Consider the following 17,218-nt stretch of genomic DNA (forward strand, 5'->3'; position numbering starts at 1 on the left):
GAGGAACATAGATGGCCCGCTTCGCGCCCCCCGGCTTCACCGGCTCCCCCCTGGTCCGCATCGACAATGAGCGCGACAATCAGGCGTACCATGACGAACAGCTGGCCCGCGCCGACGCGAAGCTGCTCCGCCTGACCGGATTGGCGCCCGATGTTCTGGATGGCGGTCTGCTCGGCTGGGGCCCGGCGTCGGAAGCAGCGCCCGATGCGACGCTGGCGCTGCTGGGCCTGATCGACGGCGCGCCGCATTTCGTGCCGATCGATCCGGTGCAGGAAAATGGCGCGCAGCGCAGCGCGGCGATGTCCGCCGCACTCGGCCAGCTGAAGGGCGACGAGGCCGCCACCTATGCGGTCGCCCGCTGCCTGATCGATTGGCATTCGCGCCACCAGTTCTGCCCGCGCTGCGGCAAGCATACCCGCCCGATGCGCTCGGGCTGGGCGCGGCTGTGCGACAAGGCTGCCGAAGGCTGCGGCTCCGAACATTTCCCGCGCACCGATCCGGTTGTGATCATGCTCGCGGAGTATGAAGGCAAGATCCTGGTCGGCCGACAGAAGCCGTGGCCGCAGCGCAATTATTCGGCGCTCGCGGGCTTCGTCGAGGTCGGTGAGTCGATCGAGGAAGCCGTCGCCCGCGAACTGTTCGAGGAAGCGGGCGTGAAGGCCACCAAGGTCCGCTACATCGCCAGCCAGCCCTGGCCCTTCCCCTCGCAGCTGATGATCGCGTGCATCGCCGAAGTCGAAAGCGCCGACCTCAACCTCGACACGCGCGAGATTGAGGCCGCGATCTGGGTCGACAAGGACGGCGTCGAAGCCGCCCTCCGCCGCGACGAAAGCGGCCCCTTCATGCCGCCCCCGCCCTTCGCGATCGCGAACACGTTGCTGAATGCGTGGGTGGCGGGGGCTTAGTTCCAAGATCCTCCCCCGGCGGGGGAGGTGGCAGTCCGCAGGACTGACGGAGGGGTATTGGCCGGCAGCGAACCGCCAAGCCTCGAATACCCCTCCACCGGCTACGCCGGTCCCCCTCCCCCTCCGGGGGAGGATTTAGCTCACCAAATATGCACCCGTTGCTCGGGCGGCAGGTACATCTTGTCGCCGGGCTTCACGTCGAACGCCTTGTACCAGGCGTCGACATTCCGGACGATGCCGTTGACCCGATAATAAGCCGGGCTGTGCGGATCGGTGAGCAGCTGTTCGCGCAGACGCCCCTCGCGCAGCTTGCTCCGCCAGCTCTGGCCATAAGCGAGGAAGAAACGCTGGTCGCCGGTCAGCCCGTCGATCACCGGCGGCTCGCCATGCTGCGCAACATAGCGGCGATAGGCGCTATACGCCATTTCCACCCCGCCCAGATCGCCGATATTCTCGCCCATCGTCAGCTCGCCCTTGATGTGGACGCCGGGCAGCGGCTCATAGGCATCGAACTGGCCGCCAAGGTTCTTGGTCCGCGCCGCAAAGCGTTCGGCGGCGACGGGGGTCCACCAGTCGCGGATGCGCCCCTTCTCGTCGAACTGGCGGCCCTGATCGTCGAAGCCGTGGCCGATCTCATGCCCGATGATCGCGCCGATCGATCCGTAATTCACCGCCGGATCGCTGTTCGGATCGAAGAAGGGCGGCTGCAGGATCGCCGCCGGGAAGGTGATCTGGTTCATCAGCGGATCGTAATAGGCGTTCACGGTCTGCGGGGTCATTTCCCACAATGTGCGATCGACCGGCTTGGGCAGGCGCGACAGCTGCAAATCCCATTCGAACTTCTCGGCCGCCAACGCATCGTCGAGCAGCGCGCCGCGCTTCACCGTCATCGAGCTATAATCGACATATTTGATCGGGTGGCCGACACGCGGATCGAAGGTCGACAGTTTGAGCAACGCGGCCGCCCGCGTCGGCTCATCCATCCACTCCAGCTTGTCGAGCCGTTCCTTGAGCGCCGCGCGCAGATTGACGATCAGTTCGTCCATCTTGGCCGAGCTGGCGGGCGGATAGTGCCGCTCGACATAAATCGCGCCGATCGCCTCGCCCAGATTGTCGTTGAGCAGCTGAATGCCGCGCTTCCACCGCGCCCTTTGTTCGGGCTGGCCGCGCAGGGTGCGCCCGAAAAAGTCGAAATTCGCGTCGTCGAACGCCTTGGGCAGATACATGGCGTGGGTGCGGATGAAGTGGAACTTCGAATAGTCCTTCCACGTGTCCAGTGGCGTGCTGTCGAGCAGCTTGCCCGTCGCCGCGATCGCGGTCGTCTCCCCCATGATCACGGTCTTGACGTCGCCCAGGCCCGACCAGACGAGCATCTTGTCCCAATCGAATTCGGGTGCGAGCTTTTCCATGCCCGCGCGGTCCATCGGGTTGTAGATCGCCTTGATATCGCGCTGCCGCTCGGGCGCCCACTGGACCTTCGCCAGCTCGGTCTCCAACGCGATGATCTTATCCGCGCGCGCATCGGCATCCGATATGCCCGCCAGCGTCAGCATCTTGGCGACGTAGAGGCGATACGCCTTGCGGATCGTGTCGTATTTCTCGCCCTGGTTCAGGTAGTAATCGCGGTTGGGAAGGCCCAGGCCCGCCTGCCCCGCCATCGCGACATAGCGGCTCGTATCCGCCGGATCGGGCAGGATGCCGACCCCGATCGGCGCGGTATAGCCGATCTCGGTGAACAGCTTCTGCAGCTCCACCTTGTCCTTCACGGCGTCGACGCGCGCGAGATAGGGGGCGAGCGGCTTGGTGCCCGCTGCCTCGATCCCCGCCTCGTCCATCCAGCTGGCATAGAAATCGCCGATCTGCTGCCCGCTCTTGCCCGCGCTCGCGGGGTTCTTGGCCAGATCCTCGACGATCGCCTTCACCTGCGCCTCGGCCTCGTCGACCAGCAGGACGCTGACGCCCGCGCTGGTACGATCGGCGGCGATCGGGGTGCGCTTGTCCCACGCGCCGTTCACATAGGTCCAGAAATCGTCGCCCGGCTTCACCGCCTTGTCGATCGCGGTCAGATCGACCCCGAACGTGCCGAAGCGCGGCTTGGCGGTGGTGAGCGCGTGGAGCGGCGAGGCGAGCAGCGCCATCGCGGAAGCTGCGAGCAGCAGGCGGTTGATTTTCATCGATTTACCCCTTTGGCGGCAGGCCCTGAACCCGCCCGGATGCGCGGAGGCTATCAGCGGTGTTGTGGCCCTGCAACACAGCCGCATCCAGTTTTCCTCAGGGGAACTATTATTGATTGACCGCACCACGCGGCGCTCATTACGCAGGTGCAGCATAAGGGGACGGGTCGACCAATATGATGGACAATTTTCCGGCGCCCACGCGGCGTCAGCTTCTGACGGCTATCGGCAAAACGGCGGGCGTCGCGGCGCTCTATCAGGCGATGACGGCGCTCGGCCACGCCGCCGAAAGCCAGTTCGATGGACCGCCCAATCTGCAGGGCGCGAAAAAGGGCGCGTCAGTCGTCGTGCTGGGCGCCGGCCTGGCCGGCATGCTCGCGGCCTATGAGCTGCGCAAGGCGGGCTACAAGGTCACGATCCTCGAATATCAGGCGCGCGCCGGCGGACGAAACTGGTCGCTGCGCGGCGGCGACAAATATACCGAACTGGGTGGCGCGACGCAGAATGTCGCCTTCGCACCGGGCAATTATCTCAACCCCGGCCCGTGGCGCATCCCGCACCACCACCGCACCCTGCTGCACTATTGCAAGGCGTTCGGTGTCGCGCTGGAGCCGTTCGTCCAGTTCAACCACAATGCCTATGTCCATTCGACCGACGCCTTCGGCGGCAAGCCGGTCCGGTACAAGGCGGCCGCTGCGGACTTCGAAGGCAATGTCGCCGAACTGCTCGCCAAATCGATCAACACCAAGGCGCTCGACGACCGGCTGACCCCGGCCGATCGCGATCGCATGCTCACCGCGCTCAAGGGCTGGGGCATGCTCGACGACGATCTGGTCTATAAGGTCGGCCTGCGCTCCTCCTCGCATCGCGGGTTCGAACGACCGCCGGGTGGCGGCGTCAACGGCGCGCCGATCCCGTCCAAGGATCTCCACGGCCTGCCCGATCTGCTCGATCCGCAGGTCTGGTCCAGCATGTCCTTCTTCATGGGGCATGAAATGGCGACCACGATGTTCCAGCCCGTCGGCGGCATGGACATGATCGGCAAGGGTTTCCAGAAGCAGGTCAAGGATCTGATCACCCACAATGCCAAGGTCACGAAAATCGCGCAGGACGCGAACGGCGTGACCGTCAGCTGGCAGGATGTGGTGAAGGGCACGGCCAGCGAGACCAAGGCCGATTATTGCGTCTGCACGATCCCGCTGGGTGTCCTCAACCAGATCGATACCCAGCTTTCCGCCCCGATGAAGTCGGCGATCGCCGCCGTCCCCTATTCGGGTCAGGTCAAGATCGGCCTCGAGATGAAGCGCCGCTTCTGGGAGGAGGATGAGGCCATTTATGGCGGCATCAGCTTCACCAATCAGGAAATCGGCCTCGTCTCCTACCCCAACAACGCCTTCTTCACCGACAAGCCGGCGGTGCTGCTCGGCGCCTTCGCGCGCGATGTCGGCGCCTATCACCTGGCCGGCATGACGCCCGAGGAGCGGATCGAAACCGCGCTGGCGCAAGGCAGCGTGATCCACCCGCAATATCGCAAGGAATATCTGTCCGGCGCGTCGGTCGCGTGGAGCCGCGTCCCTTGGACGCTCGGCTGCTGTGCGCGCTGGACCGAGGAAAGCCGCAAGCAGCATTATCAGACGCTCGTGGCGATGGACGGCCGCGTCGTGCTGGCGGGCGAACATGCTTCCTATATCGGCTGCTGGATGGAGGGCGCCCTGCTTTCCTCGATCGACGCGATCACCCGGCTTCACAAGCGCGCGCTGGAGGCCTGATCCATGACGACCAAGATATTCCGCCGCCTCGCTTTGGGTTTCGCGGTGCTCGCCGCCCTCACCGCCCCCGCCCAGGCCGACGAACCGGGCGGCGGCGGCACCAAGGCGCCCGTCCCCGTCACCGGCGAACAGGTGTACAAGATCGTCTGCGCCGCCTGCCACATGCAGGATGCCAAGGGCGGCAGCGGTGCGGCGACCATCCCCGCGCTGGCGGGCAATCCGAAGCTGGGCGTCGCCGCCTATCCGATCACGATCGTCGTGCGCGGCAAGGGCGCGATGCCGTCCTTCGCCGACACGCTGAAGCCCGCCCAGATCGCCGGCGTCGTCGCCTATGTCCGCACCCATTTCGGCAACGACTTCGCCAAGCCCGTCACCGAAGAAGAAGTCGCCCGGATGATGCCGAAAACAATCAGCACCCCGTCGCACTAATCCCTCCAACAATCCTCCCCCGCCAGGGGGAGGACAAGTTAGGGCCGACCGCAGCCTACCGCTTCACCTTCCCGAACGGCAGCAACTCCTTCGCCAGTTCCTGCGCCAGTTCGCCTCGCCCCGCCCTCAACTGGGCGAGGACGGCGGCGGCGCTGCGCTGGAACAATTTGTCGACCTTCTCCGGGGTCTGCGCGCGGGTCGTCATGTCGATCAGCGCGCGGCCCCGCGCATCGGCGGGGTCGATCGCGATGCGCAGCAGGCCCGCCAGACCGGGGAACATCGCCCGTCCGCCGCCCAGCGCCACCGCGCGATCCATCGCCGCCAGCCCGGTCGCCTTCTTCGCCCCCAGCGCCATGCCCGCGATCATCCCGCCCAGTTCGATCACCGAATCGAGATGCCAGCAGCCCACCGCTGCCGCCGCCTCGGGATCGCGCGGATCGGTGGCGGCCAGGCCGTCGAACAGCCTTTTGGCCGACATCGCCTCGCCCCGGCTGCGGGTCAGCTTCGCGCGATAGCCGACCGCCATCGCCATCGACAGCCGCGCATCGCGATCGGCGGGCGTGCGCGCCAGCTGGGCGGTCGCAGCTCCCTGCGCCTGATCGATGCGTTTCAGCGCATTGGCCTTGTCGTGGGTATCGAAAGCCGCATCGAGCAGCAGTTCGCGCGGCGTTTCCGCCCGCACGGGCGCCGCGATAACGAGGGAGAGCATCGCCGCCGCGATCGTCGTTCGTTTCATCATATCGTCTCTAACGCATTTCCCGCACAAACGAAGCCGCGATGTCGGCGGTTCATCGCTTGCTTTTCACGGCTCGATCGGTCATAGGCGCGGCGTTCCGGGGTGGAGAGCCTGTCTCTTCGCCCCTGTTCATTTTTTGACGACAGCCGGAGGGGCACCGCGATGGGCGCGGCGTCAGCGATCGGCAACATGAAGGAAGACGCGACATGGCTCTTTACGAGCATGTGTTTCTCGCGCGTCAGGACCTCGCTCAGGCGCAGGTCGACGCGCTGGCGGAAACCGCCACCAAGATCGTCGAGGAAGGTAATGGCAAGGTCGTGAAGACCGAGACCTGGGGCCTGCGCGGCCTCGCCTACCGTATCGCGAAGAACCGCAAGGCGCACTACGTCCTGCTCCAGATCGATGCCCCCGCGGGTGTCGTCGCCGAGCTCGAGCGCCAGACCGCGATCAACGAAGACGTGATCCGTTACATGACCATCCGTGTCGACGAGCTGGAAGCCGGCCCGTCCGCGATGATGCGTCGTGGCGAACGTGACGGCCGCCGTGGCGACCGTGATGGCCGCGGTGGTGATCGTGGCGGTGACCGGGGCGACCGTGGTGGTGATCGTGGCGAGCGCCGCGATCGCGATGCGGCCTAAGGAGATATAGAACATGGCACGCGCGTTTTTCCGCCGCCGCAAGAGCTGCCCCTTCTCCGCGAAGGATGCTCCCAAGATCGATTATAAGGACGTCCGTCTGCTCCAGGGCTTCGTGTCCGAGCGTGGCAAGATCGTCCCGAGCCGCATCACCGCGGTTTCCGCCAAGAAGCAGCGCGAACTCGCTCAGGCGATCAAGCGCGCCCGTCACATCGGGCTGCTTCCGTACATCGTTAAGTAAGAAGGGACCGCGAACATGGACGTGATCCTGCTCGAACGTGTCGAGAAGCTGGGCCAGATCGGTGACGTCGTCACCGTCAAGGCGGGCTTCGCGCGCAACTATCTGCTGCCGCGCAAGAAGGCGCTGCGCGCCAACGAAGCCAACAAGAAGGTCTTCGAGGCGAACCGCGCCCAGATCGAAGCCGACAATGCGAACCGTCGCACCAACGCTGAAGCCGAAGCCGGCGCCCTTGAGGGCAAGTCGGTCGTGCTGATCCGTCAGGCGTCGAACACCGGCCAGCTTTATGGTTCGGTTTCGGCCCGCGACATCGCAGAGGCTCTGGCCGAAGACGGCATCAAGGTCGCCAAGTCGGCGATCGTCCTCTCGCGTCCGATCAAGACGATCGGCACGCATGAGGTGAAGATCAGTCTCCACGCGGAAGTCGTCCGCGCCGTGACCGTCAACGTCGCCCGCTCGCCCGAAGAAGCCGAGCTGCAGGCGCAGGGCGTCGACGTCATGGCTCAGATGTTCGAGCGTGACGAAGCCGGCTTCACCGAGGATTTCGATCCGAATGCCGAGCCGGGCGAGATCCCCACGGATCTGCTCGACGAGTCGACCGAAGAAGCCTGATCTTCTTCGGCATCGCCGAAACAGGAAGGGCCGCCGGAGTGATCCGGCGGCCCTTTCCTTTTGCGCTTCAATCGGCCCAGGGATCGTAACTGCCGAAGTTCCAGACATTGCCTTCGGGATCGCGCGCATCATAAGCGCGCCCCGGATAGCCCTCATTGTCGCGCGGCTCGACGACGATCTCCGCTCCGCCCGCGCGGGCCTGCGCGCAATGCGCGTCGGGATCGGCGACATAGGCGCAGATCACCATCGTCACGCCCCCCGCCTCGGCCGGGGTCTTCCAGCCATAGAGGCGCTGCACCTCGCCCGGCCGCGCCGAACCCAGCATCACCATTCCCCCGTCGAGGATCAGCTGGGCGTGATGCACCAGCGTCGGATCGGCATCGTCGACATAGACGGCATGGCGCTCGAACCCGAACGCCGTGCACAGAAACTCGATCGCGGCCGGGGCATCGGCATAACGCAGGCAGGGGATCATGTTACGAACAGGCATTGGTCGTCTCCTTTCCCCGCCTTTCTATGGCGGCCCGCATCGGACGGATTGGATCAAACGCACCTCAGCCTTCGATCAGCCCGCCTCCGTCCGGCAGGCTGCGCGCCACAAAGGCGCCGGGCGTCATCCCGGCGAACTCGCGAAACTCGCGGATCATATGCGATTGATCGCAATAGCCTGCATCATGCGCGATACCGGCCCAGTCGGGCTCACCCGCGTCGGTGCGCACCATCGCCGTCAAAGCCTGAAAGCGCAGCAGCCGGCGGAAACAGCGTGGCCCGACGCCCACGGCATCGCGGACCCGATCGGCCAGATGCTTGCGGCTCCACCCGATATCGCGCGCGATCGCGGCGATATCGTCGACCGGGCGATGGCGAAGCGCCGCGATCGCATGATGCTGGCGCAGGTCGAGCGGCGCGGTCTCGGCTAACCGGCGGATCAAAGCCGCATCGAGCAGGGCTGCCCGCCCCTCCGCATCGCGCGCTTCCAGCAGACGCGCGCACAGATCCCGCGCCGCGCTCCCCAGCAGATCGTCGAGCCGGACGACCCGATCGATCAGCTCGCCCATCGGCACGCCCAGCAGGCGGCGCAACGTGACCAGCGGCAGGAAGATGTGGATGCCCGCCTGTGCGCCATCGGAATGCGACAGCGCCGGGCGCAGATGCACGCCCGCGATGAACGCCTCCCCCGCATGCAGCCGGATCACCGCGCCGTCGCCGCCGGTGATCGCGATCGGCGCGCCGAGGTTGACGATCATCACCCCCTCGGCATGCGGCAGTTCGCGGCGCGTCGCAAAGCCACCGGTTCGCTCCCAATAATCGCTATAGCCGAAGACATGCCCGGCAAGCCCCGCCGCCGGCGCAAGCGCAGTGCTGCGCCACGCATTGACGCCGTCGTCGTGAACATGGGTGCGGATGCTACGCCCGGTCGACATGACGCCAGGCTATCACGCCTGGCGCCACGCGCGAATTAGAACATTTAAAGAACATACTTGACAAAATGAACCATTTGGGTTAGCAACTCCACCATCCTCTCGCCCGATCAGCGTGAGGATGCAGGACCGGCCCGGAGCAGAGCTATCTCCGAACCGGGCCGTGACAGGTCGGCGCGAAGTCATCCGGTTCAAGAAGCGGATGCGCATCGCTTCTCGCCGGCATGTGCTGGACGAACCCGCCGGCAGGCGGAGGCGACGTGCGGTTTCGAAGGAAAGACAGGGCCGATCCACTGCGGGAAGTCAGAGTCCCGCATCCCGGGTAGCCCCGACCGGACAGACCGCGTCTCGCCCCCAATCGCCGGGGCCGCTCTATCGAGGAGCGGCAGCAGCCAATCGCAGGACCGCATCCCCTGGCCTGGTGAGAGCAGGCTAAGCATGTCGGTTCGGTCGGCCCCAGCCATGCCCGCACCACTGACCCAGTTACCTCGTCCGGGTGCCCTTTTGGCAGGACGCGCCGACCTTCACCTGTCCTGATTCTACGCCACGAATCCGTCCAACGCAGATCCTCCCCCGGAGGGGGAGGGGGACCATGCGCAGCATGGTGGAGGGGTATTGGCCGGCAGCGGCACCTACTCTCTCCTGTCCTTCCCTCGCGACGAACTACCCCTCCACCACCCTTCGGGCGGTCCCCCTCCCCCTCCGGGGGAGGATCGGTGTTCTACGTCAGCCCCTATTCATCGCACCGCCTCTAACCCTCTCCCCATAACAGGAGAGATGCCCATGTCCGAAGACCGCCCTGCCCTCGCCACCCGTCTCGTTCCCGCCGCTTTGATCGCGGTCGGCATTGCGGCCGGCGGTTTCCTGATGGGTGACGGCCTCGTCCGCGCGCGCCATGCCGATCGGGCGGTGACGATGCGCGGCCTTGCAGAGCGCGACGTGACCGCCGATCTCGCGACGTGGACGCTCGCTTATTCGGCCAACGGCCCCGATCTTGCCGGCAATCAGGCGAAGATCGATCAGGATACGAAGGCGATCCGCGCCCTGCTCAACGCCAATGGTTTCAAGGATGACGAGATTTCGGTCGTCGGCGTCAATGTCAGCCAATTCCGCAACAATGACGGCAGCCCCAACATCACGATCCGCCAGCGGCTCCAGTTGCGGACGCCCAAGGTGATGCAGGCCAAGAAGGCGTTCGCGCAGCAGGCCGATCTGGTGCGGCAGGGCGTCGCGCTGGAGGATGGATCGGGGATGACATACAGCTTCACCAAGCTGAACGACGTCAAACCCGCGATGATCGCCGCCGCCACCCGCGACGCACGCGCGGCCGCCGAACAGTTCGCCAAGGATTCGGGCACCAGCGTCGGCGCGATCCGGCAGGCGACGCAGGGCTATTTCTCGATCGGCGCGCGCGACGGCGAAGGATCGTCGGGCAGCGACACGCCCTTCCAGAAGGTGCGTGTCGTCACGACGATCGATTTCTATTTGGATTGAACCGCCCTCTCCTCGTCATTGCGAGGAGCCGAAGGCGACGCGGCAATCCAGGCCCGCACTTGAGATGGTCGCGACCATCTCAAGTGCGGGCCTGGATTGCTTCGCTACGCTCGCAATGACGAGTGGGGGTGTTGCCCCCGCCCTCATGCATTCTCGAGCAGCTTTTCCTTGGCGATCTTCTCACGCCACACCAAAGGCGCGGTGTGGTGCACGCTCTCGCCGGTCGCATCGACCGCCACCGTCACGGGCATATCCTTCACCGTGAACTCGTAGATCGCCTCCATGCCGAGATCGGCAAAGCCCACGACCTTCGATTCCTTGATCGCGCGCGCGACCAGATAGGCCGCGCCACCGACGGCCATCAGATAAGCGGCCTTGTGCTTCTTGATGCTCTCGATCGCCACCGGGCCGCGCTCGGCCTTGCCGACCATCGCGATCAGGCCGGTCTGCTCCAGCATCATGTCGGTGAACTTGTCCATGCGGGTCGCGGTCGTGGGGCCGGCCGGGCCGACCACCTCGTCGCGCACCGGATCGACCGGGCCGACATAATAGATCACGCGGCCCTTGAAATCGACGGGCAGTTCCTCGCCCTTCGACAGCATGTCCTGGATCCGCTTGTGCGCAGCGTCACGGCCGGTGAGCATCTTGCCGTTCAGGAGCAGGCGATCGCCCGGCTTCCACGATGCGACGATTTCGGGCGTCAGCGTGTCGAGATCGACGCGGATCGATTCCTTCGAGGGCGCCCATTCCACCTTCGGCCAGTCGTTCAGGTCGGGCGTTTCCAGATAGGCGGGGCCGGAGCCGTCGAGGTGGAAATGCGCGTGGCGGGTCGCGGCGCAGTTCGGGATCATCGCGATCGGCTTCGACGCGGCGTGCGTCGGATAGTCCATGATCTTGACGTCGAGGATCGTGGCGAGGCCACCCAGACCCTGCGCGCCGATGCCCAGCGCGTTGACCTTGTCGAAGATCTCGATGCGCAGCCGCTCGATATCGTTCTGCGGCCCGCGCGCCTTCAGATCGGCCATATCGATATCGCCCATCAGCGATTCCTTGGCCAGCGTCATCGCCTTCTCCGCGGTGCCGCCGATGCCGATGCCCAGCATGCCGGGCGGGCACCAGCCCGCGCCCATTTGCGGCACCATTTCCAGCACCCAGTCGACGATCGAGTCGCTGGGGTTCATCATCTTGAACTTGGACTTGTTCTCGCTGCCGCCGCCCTTGGCCGCCAGTTGCACCTCGACATGGTGACCGGGCACCATTTCGACGTTCAGCACGCAGGGGGTGTTGTCCTTGGTGTTGACGCGGCCGAACGCCGGATCCTTCAGGATCGACGCGCGCAGGCGGTTTTCGGGGTTCAGATAAGCGCGGCGCACGCCTTCATCGACGACGTCCTGCAGGCTCTTGTCGCTCTCCAGAACGCACTGCATGCCCCATTTGATGAAGACGGTGACGATGCCGGTATCCTGGCAGATCGGGCGATGCCCCTCCGCGCACATGCGGCTGTTGGTCAGGATCTGGGCGATCGCGTCCTTCGCGGCCGGCCCCTGCTCCTTCTCGTACGCATCACCCAGCGCGCGGATATAATCCATCGGGTGATAATAGCTGATGAACTGAAGCGCGTCGGCGACGCTCTCGAGCAGATCGGCTTCCTTGATGATTACGCTCATGCCCACGCTCCGCTGCCCCGGATGAATGTTGCGATGCCTTTGCGCCGCTTTGTCGGGAAATCCAAGACCCCTCACCTCGTCATTGCGAGGAGCCGAAGGCGACGCGGCAATCCAGGCCCGCACTGGAGATGGTCACGAACCTCGTTGGGTTCGGGCCTGGATTGCTTCGCTACGCTCGCAATGACGAATTAAAGGACGGCCAGCACCGCGTCGCCCATCTGCGCGGTCGTCATCGTACCGCCAAGATCGGGCGAACGCGCGCCGCCGGCCAGCGCCTTGGCGACCGCCGCCTCGATCCGGTCGGCCTCGTCCGGCAGGCCCAGCGAGTAACGCAGCATCATCGCCGCCGACAGGATCGTCGCCAGCGGATTGGCCTTGCCATGCCCCGCAATATCGGGCGCCGAACCGTGGATCGGCTCGTACAGCCCCTTCTGCTTGTCATCGAGCGACGCGGACGGCAGCATCCCGATCGATCCCGCGCACATGCTCGCCTGATCCGACAGAATGTCGCCAAACAGATTGCCGGTGACGATCACGTCGAACTGGCCCGGATTGCGCACCAGCTGCATCGCGCAATTGTCGACATACATGTGGCTCAACTCGACATCGGGGAAGTCGGCCGACATCTCGATCACCACGTCGCGCCACAGCTGCGATGTTTCGAGGACGTTGGCCTTGTCGACGGAGCACAGCTTGCCGTTCCGGGCCTGCGCAGTTTCGAAGCCGACCCGCGCGATGCGGCGCACCTCGCCCTCGTCATAGGACATGATGTCATAGCCTTCGCGCAGCCCCGCCGCGGTGGTGCGCATGCCCTTTTCGCCGAAATAGACGTCGCCGTTGAGTTCGCGGACGATCACCATGTCGATCTGGGTCGCGACCTCGGGCCGCAGCGCGGAGGCATCGGCCAGTTCGGGAAACAGCTTGGCCGGGCGCAGGTTCGCGAACAAAGCCAGCTCCTTGCGCAGCCCCAGGATCGCCTGTTCGGGGCGCAGGTGCCGCTCCAGCTTGTCGCAATCGGGATCGCCGACCGCACCGAACAGAATCGCATCGGCGCGCTTGGCAAGATCAAGCGTCGCGGCGGGCAGCGGATGCCCCTGCGCCTTATAAGCCGCGCCGCCGACGGGTGCGGTCTCGTAGGTCAGCTTGTCGGTAACGACATTCAACACGCGGACCGCCTGCTCGACGACTTCGGGACCGATCCCATCCCCCGGCAGCAGCGCGATCAACATATTGGAAGCCCTCCGATTGCAAACTCGGGGGGGCCTATGCGGCGTGTTGGCAGGCGAGGCAAGCCACTGGATCCTCCCCGGCACGGGGAGGGGGACCATGCGGAGCATGGTGGAGGGGGCTGGAGGCTGGACGTGTCGCCCGTGAAAATCCCCCTCCACCGCTTCGCGGTCCCCCTCCCCGTGCCGGGGAGGATTTTCAGGTCGCGATCCGCTTCACCCGCTCGATCAACCGTTCGCGCGCATCGAGCGCGGAAGCGCGGCGACCGGACAATATGTCGTCCGACAGCAATCGCCCGCTCTGCCGCCAGCCGTTCAGGATATCCGGCCAGTCGGCGCCTTCCGCCGGCGGCATAAGCCCCGCCCCATAGCCAAGCCCCGCGACCACCAGCATTTCGTAGCGCAGCGCCGCCAGCGCCCAACCGCGCGCAGACGGCGCATATTCGACCGCCGCCAGCGCCGCTTCGAGCGCCTGATAGAGATCGGGAAACGGCTCGCGTTCGGGCAAGGCCACCGCAGTCAGCGCGCACAGCCAGTCGATCGCCGCCGCCGGCAGCGGCTCGGCCAGCAGCCCCGCGCGGCTGTGCGAGAGTTCGACGGTCAGCGCCGGGAGTTGATCCTCGGTCCGCGCGCGATATTCGGCCGCGACCAGATTGCCCGGCGACAGGATCGGCCGGATGCGCCGCGATCGTCCGCCGCGCACATAGCCCGCGACCAGCCCGTCCTCCGGCGTCAGCGCCCGCACCACCGCGCCATGTTCGCCATGCAGCAGGACGGAACAGACGATCGCGGGGCAGCGGATGAGCATGGAGGAGTGCTTAGCAATCCTCCCCCGCCAGGGGGAGGTGGCATGCGCAGCATGACGGAGGGGGAGGACAGCGAAGCATATCGAGTTGGTCGCCACCCTCCCCCTCCGTCGCCTTCGGCGCCACCTCCCCCTGGCGGGGGAGGATCAGGAAGTTAAGCCCCCCGCTCCGCGACCTGGTTCGACCAGATCTGTTCGACCATCCGGCCGAAGCGGCGCAGCGCGCTGTTGGGGAGCATGTCCGATCGGACGTCGAGTTCGACTTCGTCGAGATCGGAAAAGAACACTGTCGGGAATCGATCACGACAGGTCGACAGGAAATCGCACAGAGCCTCGAACCGGCGGACATGGACGCGGTTCGGCGCGGTGCCGGTGCGGTTGGCCAGTTCGAAGCTGTGGCTGACGATGTTGACCACCGGCAGGCCCGCCGCCCCCGCATGGCGGATCGCCGCCTCCAGTTCGCCCAGCGACACCGCGCACACCTGCAAATGGCGGGTCTGCGGGCCATCGCCGATCAACGTCACCGGCACCTCAGTCACACCCAGATATTCCACTGGCGTGATCTGTTCGCGCGGCAGATCGATCGAGCTGGGCCACGGATGTTCGGAGCCGTTATGGCTGCTGTCGAAGCGGAAGCCGAGTTCGGCCAGCACGCGCAGCGTATCGTCATTGGCGGCATAGCTGCCCGCGCGGAACGCGCACGGCTCGGGCACGCCCGCTTCCATCAGCAGCTCGCGCGCCTTCGTGATCATGTCGCGCTGCTTGTTCAGATCGTAGCTGTTGAGTTCATACTCGCCGACAAGGATGCCGTCGCGCGGCCCGTACCAGCGCGGGTGGAGATGCAGCTGCACCTCCTGCCCCGCCGACAGGATCGGATCGACCATCCGCTTGATCGGCTCGATCCCGTAGAGGCAGGCCGGCATCGGATCGACGAAGAAGCACGCCTTCAGCGCATACTGCGCCAGCACCCGCAACTGATAGGGAACGCCGACCCCGGCCGCCTCATAGGAGCGCGCATAGCCATCGATCCAGTCGCCCGGCTGCTCCTCGGTACGGATCGTCAATTCCGTATCGATGGTGAGGAGGACGCGCGTCCTGGCGTTGTCGTCCGGGGTAATTGCGGGCGGCATGACCGTCATATTGCACGCTTACCCTGCCGGATGAAAGAAATCGTGAATCGATTGCGCCATAGCCGTTGAAACGCCCGGCGCGGCTTCAAGGTCCGCCAGCGACGCGCTGCGCACGGCCTTGGCGGTGCCGAAATGCATCAGCAGCGCCTTCTTGCGCGCGGGGCCGATGCCCGGAATGTCATCGAGCGGGCTTTTGGTCAGGTTTGCCGCGCGCTTGGTGCGGTGCGCGCCGATCGCGAAGCGGTGCGCCTCGTCGCGCAGCCGCTGCAGGTGGAACAGCAAGGGCGAGTTCATCGGCAGCATCGCCTCGCGCCCGCCGGGCAGGTGGAAATGCTCGCGCCCCGCATTGCGATCCGGCCCCTTCGAGATGCCGACGACCGCGACGTCCTGCACGCCCATCTCCTCCAGCACCTCGCACACCGATGAAAGCTGTCCCTTGCCGCCGTCGATCAGCAGCAGATCGGGCCAGTCGCCCGATCGCCGTTCGGGATCCTCGCGCTCCAGCCGGGCGAAGCGGCGGCCGAGCACCTCGCGCATCATCGCGAAGTCGTCGCCGGGCTTGGTGTCCGGATTCTTGATGTTGAACTTGCGATAGGCGTTCTTGCGGAAGCCCTCCGGCCCCGCGACGATCATCGCGCCGACCGCATTGGTGCCCATGATATGGCTGTTGTCGTACACCTCGATCCGGTCGGGCGGCCCTTCCAGTTCGAACAGGTCGGCCATCTCCTGAAAGATCTTGCCCTGCGTGGTCGATTCCGCGAGCCGCCGGTCCAGCGCCTCGACCGCGTTGCGCTGCGCCTGCGCCATCAGCTTGCGCTGCTCGCCGCGCTGGGGAACCTTGATCACGACCTTGCGGCCTGCTCGTTCCTTCAGCGCCTCGGCCAGCAATTCGCTCTCCGCCGGATCGCGATCGACCAGGATCAGGCCGGGCGGCGGCACCTCCTCGTAAAATTGCATCAGGAAGCTTTCCATCACCTCCTCTTCCGGCACATCGGCGGTGTGCGCGGGGAAGAAGGCGCGGTGCCCCCAATTCTGCCCGCCGCGAATAAAAAACGCCTGGATACCCACCGTGCCCGCCTTGGCGTGCATCGCGAAAACGTCGGCGTCGCCCACGCCCTCGGCATTGATCGCCTGATTGCCCTGAATGAAGGTCAGCGCGCGCAGCCGGTCGCGGTAGATCGCGGCGAGTTCGTAATCCATCGCCTCGGCCGCGGCGCTCATCGCCTCGCCCAGCTTCTTTTGCACCTGGGTCGATTTGCCGGCGAGGAACGCCTTGGAGTCCGCGACCAACTCACCATAGGCATCCGCGCTGATCCGATCGACGCACGGCCCCGAGCAACGCTTGATCTGATAGAGCAAACACGGCCGGTCGCGATTGGCGAAGAAGCTGTCGGTGCAGCTTCTGAGCAGGAACAGCTTCTGCAACGCGTTGAGCGTGCGCGTCACCGATCCGGCGCTGGCGAACGGCCCGTAATATTGCCCCTTCGCCCGCCGCGCGCCGCGATGCTTCTGGATGCGCGGGAAGGCATGATCCTCGCGCAGCAGGATGAAGGGGAAGCTTTTGTCGTCGCGCAGCAGGACGTTATAGGCAGGGCGATAGCGCTTGATCAGCTGCGCTTCGAGCAGCAGCGCCTCGGCCTCGCTGCCCGTCGTCACGACCGTCATCGATCGCGTCTGCGCGACCATGCGTTGCAGGCGTTTCGAAAGGCGCGCGACCTGGGTGTAATTGGTCACGCGGTTGCGCAGCGCGCGCGCCTTACCGACGTAAAGCACCTCGCCGCGCGCATCCTGCATCCGATAGACACCGGGGCGGACGGGCAAGGTGTTCAGCACATTGCGGATCGCGGCGACACCCGCATCGAGATCGGGCGCGTCGCTGCCGCGCACGGTATAGACGTTGCTCTCTTCGTTGAATCGGTCGGTCGGCGGGGTCTTGGTCACGCCGACGATCTAGGACGTTCCGCCCGGCGTTTGAAG

At 65.6% G+C, this 17,218-nt stretch carries 16 protein-coding genes; 7 read left to right on the forward strand and 9 right to left on the reverse strand.

All coding sequences use genetic code 11. From position 1 onward, the window contains the following. Positions 1–11 precede the first annotated feature (11 nt). Positions 12–905 carry an NAD(+) diphosphatase gene (gene nudC / locus EOD43_RS11295; RefSeq protein ID WP_127743845.1) on the forward strand — a complete coding sequence of 298 codons (894 nt, stop codon included), beginning with the start codon at positions 12–14 and terminating at the stop codon, positions 903–905. 140 nt (positions 906–1,045) lie between these two features. On the opposite strand, the gene EOD43_RS11300 is transcribed toward nudC, so the two are convergent. After that, positions 1,046–3,079, reverse strand: a complete 2,034-nt coding sequence (locus EOD43_RS11300; RefSeq protein ID WP_206363519.1) for a M13 family metallopeptidase — start codon at positions 3,077–3,079, stop codon at positions 1,046–1,048. Between the two features lie 176 nt (positions 3,080–3,255). Between EOD43_RS11300 and EOD43_RS11305 the strand changes: the two genes are divergently transcribed. Together EOD43_RS11305 and EOD43_RS11310 are read left to right on the forward strand one after the other, a co-directional pair. Continuing rightward, positions 3,256–4,848, forward strand: coding sequence for a flavin monoamine oxidase family protein (locus EOD43_RS11305; RefSeq protein WP_164857197.1), 1,593 nt, complete (start codon positions 3,256–3,258; stop codon positions 4,846–4,848). Positions 4,849–4,851: 3 nt separating this feature from the next. Continuing rightward, positions 4,852–5,277: a c-type cytochrome gene (locus tag EOD43_RS11310; RefSeq protein ID WP_127743847.1), complete on the forward strand. Its 426-nt coding sequence runs from the start codon at positions 4,852–4,854 to the stop codon at positions 5,275–5,277. A 55-nt stretch (positions 5,278–5,332) separates the two neighbouring features. Here EOD43_RS11310 and EOD43_RS11315 read toward each other — a convergent pair whose 3' ends face one another. Further along, positions 5,333–6,016, reverse strand: coding sequence for a hypothetical protein (locus EOD43_RS11315; protein ID WP_240653157.1), 684 nt, complete (start codon positions 6,014–6,016; stop codon positions 5,333–5,335). A gap of 203 nt (positions 6,017–6,219) precedes the next feature. Here EOD43_RS11315 and rpsF point away from each other — a divergent pair, with 203 nt between their 5' ends. The 3 genes from rpsF to rplI are packed head-to-tail and all read left to right on the forward strand — an operon-like array spanning position 6,220 to position 7,498. After that, positions 6,220–6,651 (forward strand): 30S ribosomal protein S6, encoded by a 432-nt coding sequence (rpsF, locus tag EOD43_RS11320; protein WP_127743849.1) that lies wholly within the window; start codon positions 6,220–6,222, stop codon positions 6,649–6,651. Between the two features lie 13 nt (positions 6,652–6,664). After that, complete coding sequence (gene rpsR / locus EOD43_RS11325; protein WP_047169782.1) at positions 6,665–6,889, forward strand: 30S ribosomal protein S18; 225 nt, start codon at positions 6,665–6,667, stop codon at positions 6,887–6,889. A gap of 15 nt (positions 6,890–6,904) precedes the next feature. Then, positions 6,905–7,498, forward strand: coding sequence for a 50S ribosomal protein L9 (gene rplI, locus EOD43_RS11330; protein ID WP_127743851.1), 594 nt, complete (start codon positions 6,905–6,907; stop codon positions 7,496–7,498). Positions 7,499–7,565: 67 nt separating this feature from the next. On the opposite strand, the gene EOD43_RS11335 is transcribed toward rplI, so the two are convergent. Together EOD43_RS11335 and EOD43_RS11340 are read right to left on the reverse strand one after the other, a co-directional pair. Then, the gene (locus EOD43_RS11335; protein WP_127743853.1) at positions 7,566–7,988 is read right to left on the reverse strand and encodes a VOC family protein; all 423 of its coding nucleotides are present in this window, start codon (positions 7,986–7,988) and stop codon (positions 7,566–7,568) included. Positions 7,989–8,052: 64 nt separating this feature from the next. Then, on the reverse strand, positions 8,053–8,922 hold the full coding sequence (locus EOD43_RS11340) for a helix-turn-helix domain-containing protein (protein ID WP_127743855.1): 870 nt from the start codon (positions 8,920–8,922) through the stop codon (positions 8,053–8,055). A 780-nt stretch (positions 8,923–9,702) separates the two neighbouring features. Between EOD43_RS11340 and EOD43_RS11345 the strand changes: the two genes are divergently transcribed. Beyond that, on the forward strand, positions 9,703–10,413 hold the full coding sequence (locus EOD43_RS11345; protein ID WP_127743857.1) for an SIMPL domain-containing protein: 711 nt from the start codon (positions 9,703–9,705) through the stop codon (positions 10,411–10,413). Positions 10,414–10,556: 143 nt separating this feature from the next. Here the strand turns inward: EOD43_RS11345 and EOD43_RS11350 are convergent, their stop codons facing one another. The 5 genes from EOD43_RS11350 to uvrC form a co-directional block, all read right to left on the reverse strand. After that, complete coding sequence (locus EOD43_RS11350) at positions 10,557–12,080, reverse strand: fumarate hydratase (protein ID WP_127743859.1); 1,524 nt, start codon at positions 12,078–12,080, stop codon at positions 10,557–10,559. 188 nt (positions 12,081–12,268) lie between these two features. Continuing rightward, entirely contained in the window at positions 12,269–13,309 is a 1,041-nt protein-coding gene (gene leuB, locus EOD43_RS11355) for a 3-isopropylmalate dehydrogenase (protein WP_127743861.1), read from the reverse strand. Between the two features lie 196 nt (positions 13,310–13,505). Next, complete coding sequence (recO, locus tag EOD43_RS11360; protein ID WP_127743863.1) at positions 13,506–14,114, reverse strand: DNA repair protein RecO; 609 nt, start codon at positions 14,112–14,114, stop codon at positions 13,506–13,508. Between the two features lie 152 nt (positions 14,115–14,266). Continuing rightward, on the reverse strand, positions 14,267–15,250 hold the full coding sequence (locus EOD43_RS11365; RefSeq protein WP_240653158.1) for a polysaccharide deacetylase family protein: 984 nt from the start codon (positions 15,248–15,250) through the stop codon (positions 14,267–14,269). Between the two features lie 9 nt (positions 15,251–15,259). Continuing rightward, entirely contained in the window at positions 15,260–17,182 is a 1,923-nt protein-coding gene (gene uvrC, locus EOD43_RS11370) for an excinuclease ABC subunit UvrC (protein ID WP_127743865.1), read from the reverse strand. Positions 17,183–17,218: the final 36 nt, after the last annotated feature.

Source organism: Sphingomonas crocodyli, assembly GCF_004005865.1.
In the GTDB taxonomy this organism is placed as follows: domain Bacteria; phylum Pseudomonadota; class Alphaproteobacteria; order Sphingomonadales; family Sphingomonadaceae; genus Rhizorhabdus; species Rhizorhabdus crocodyli.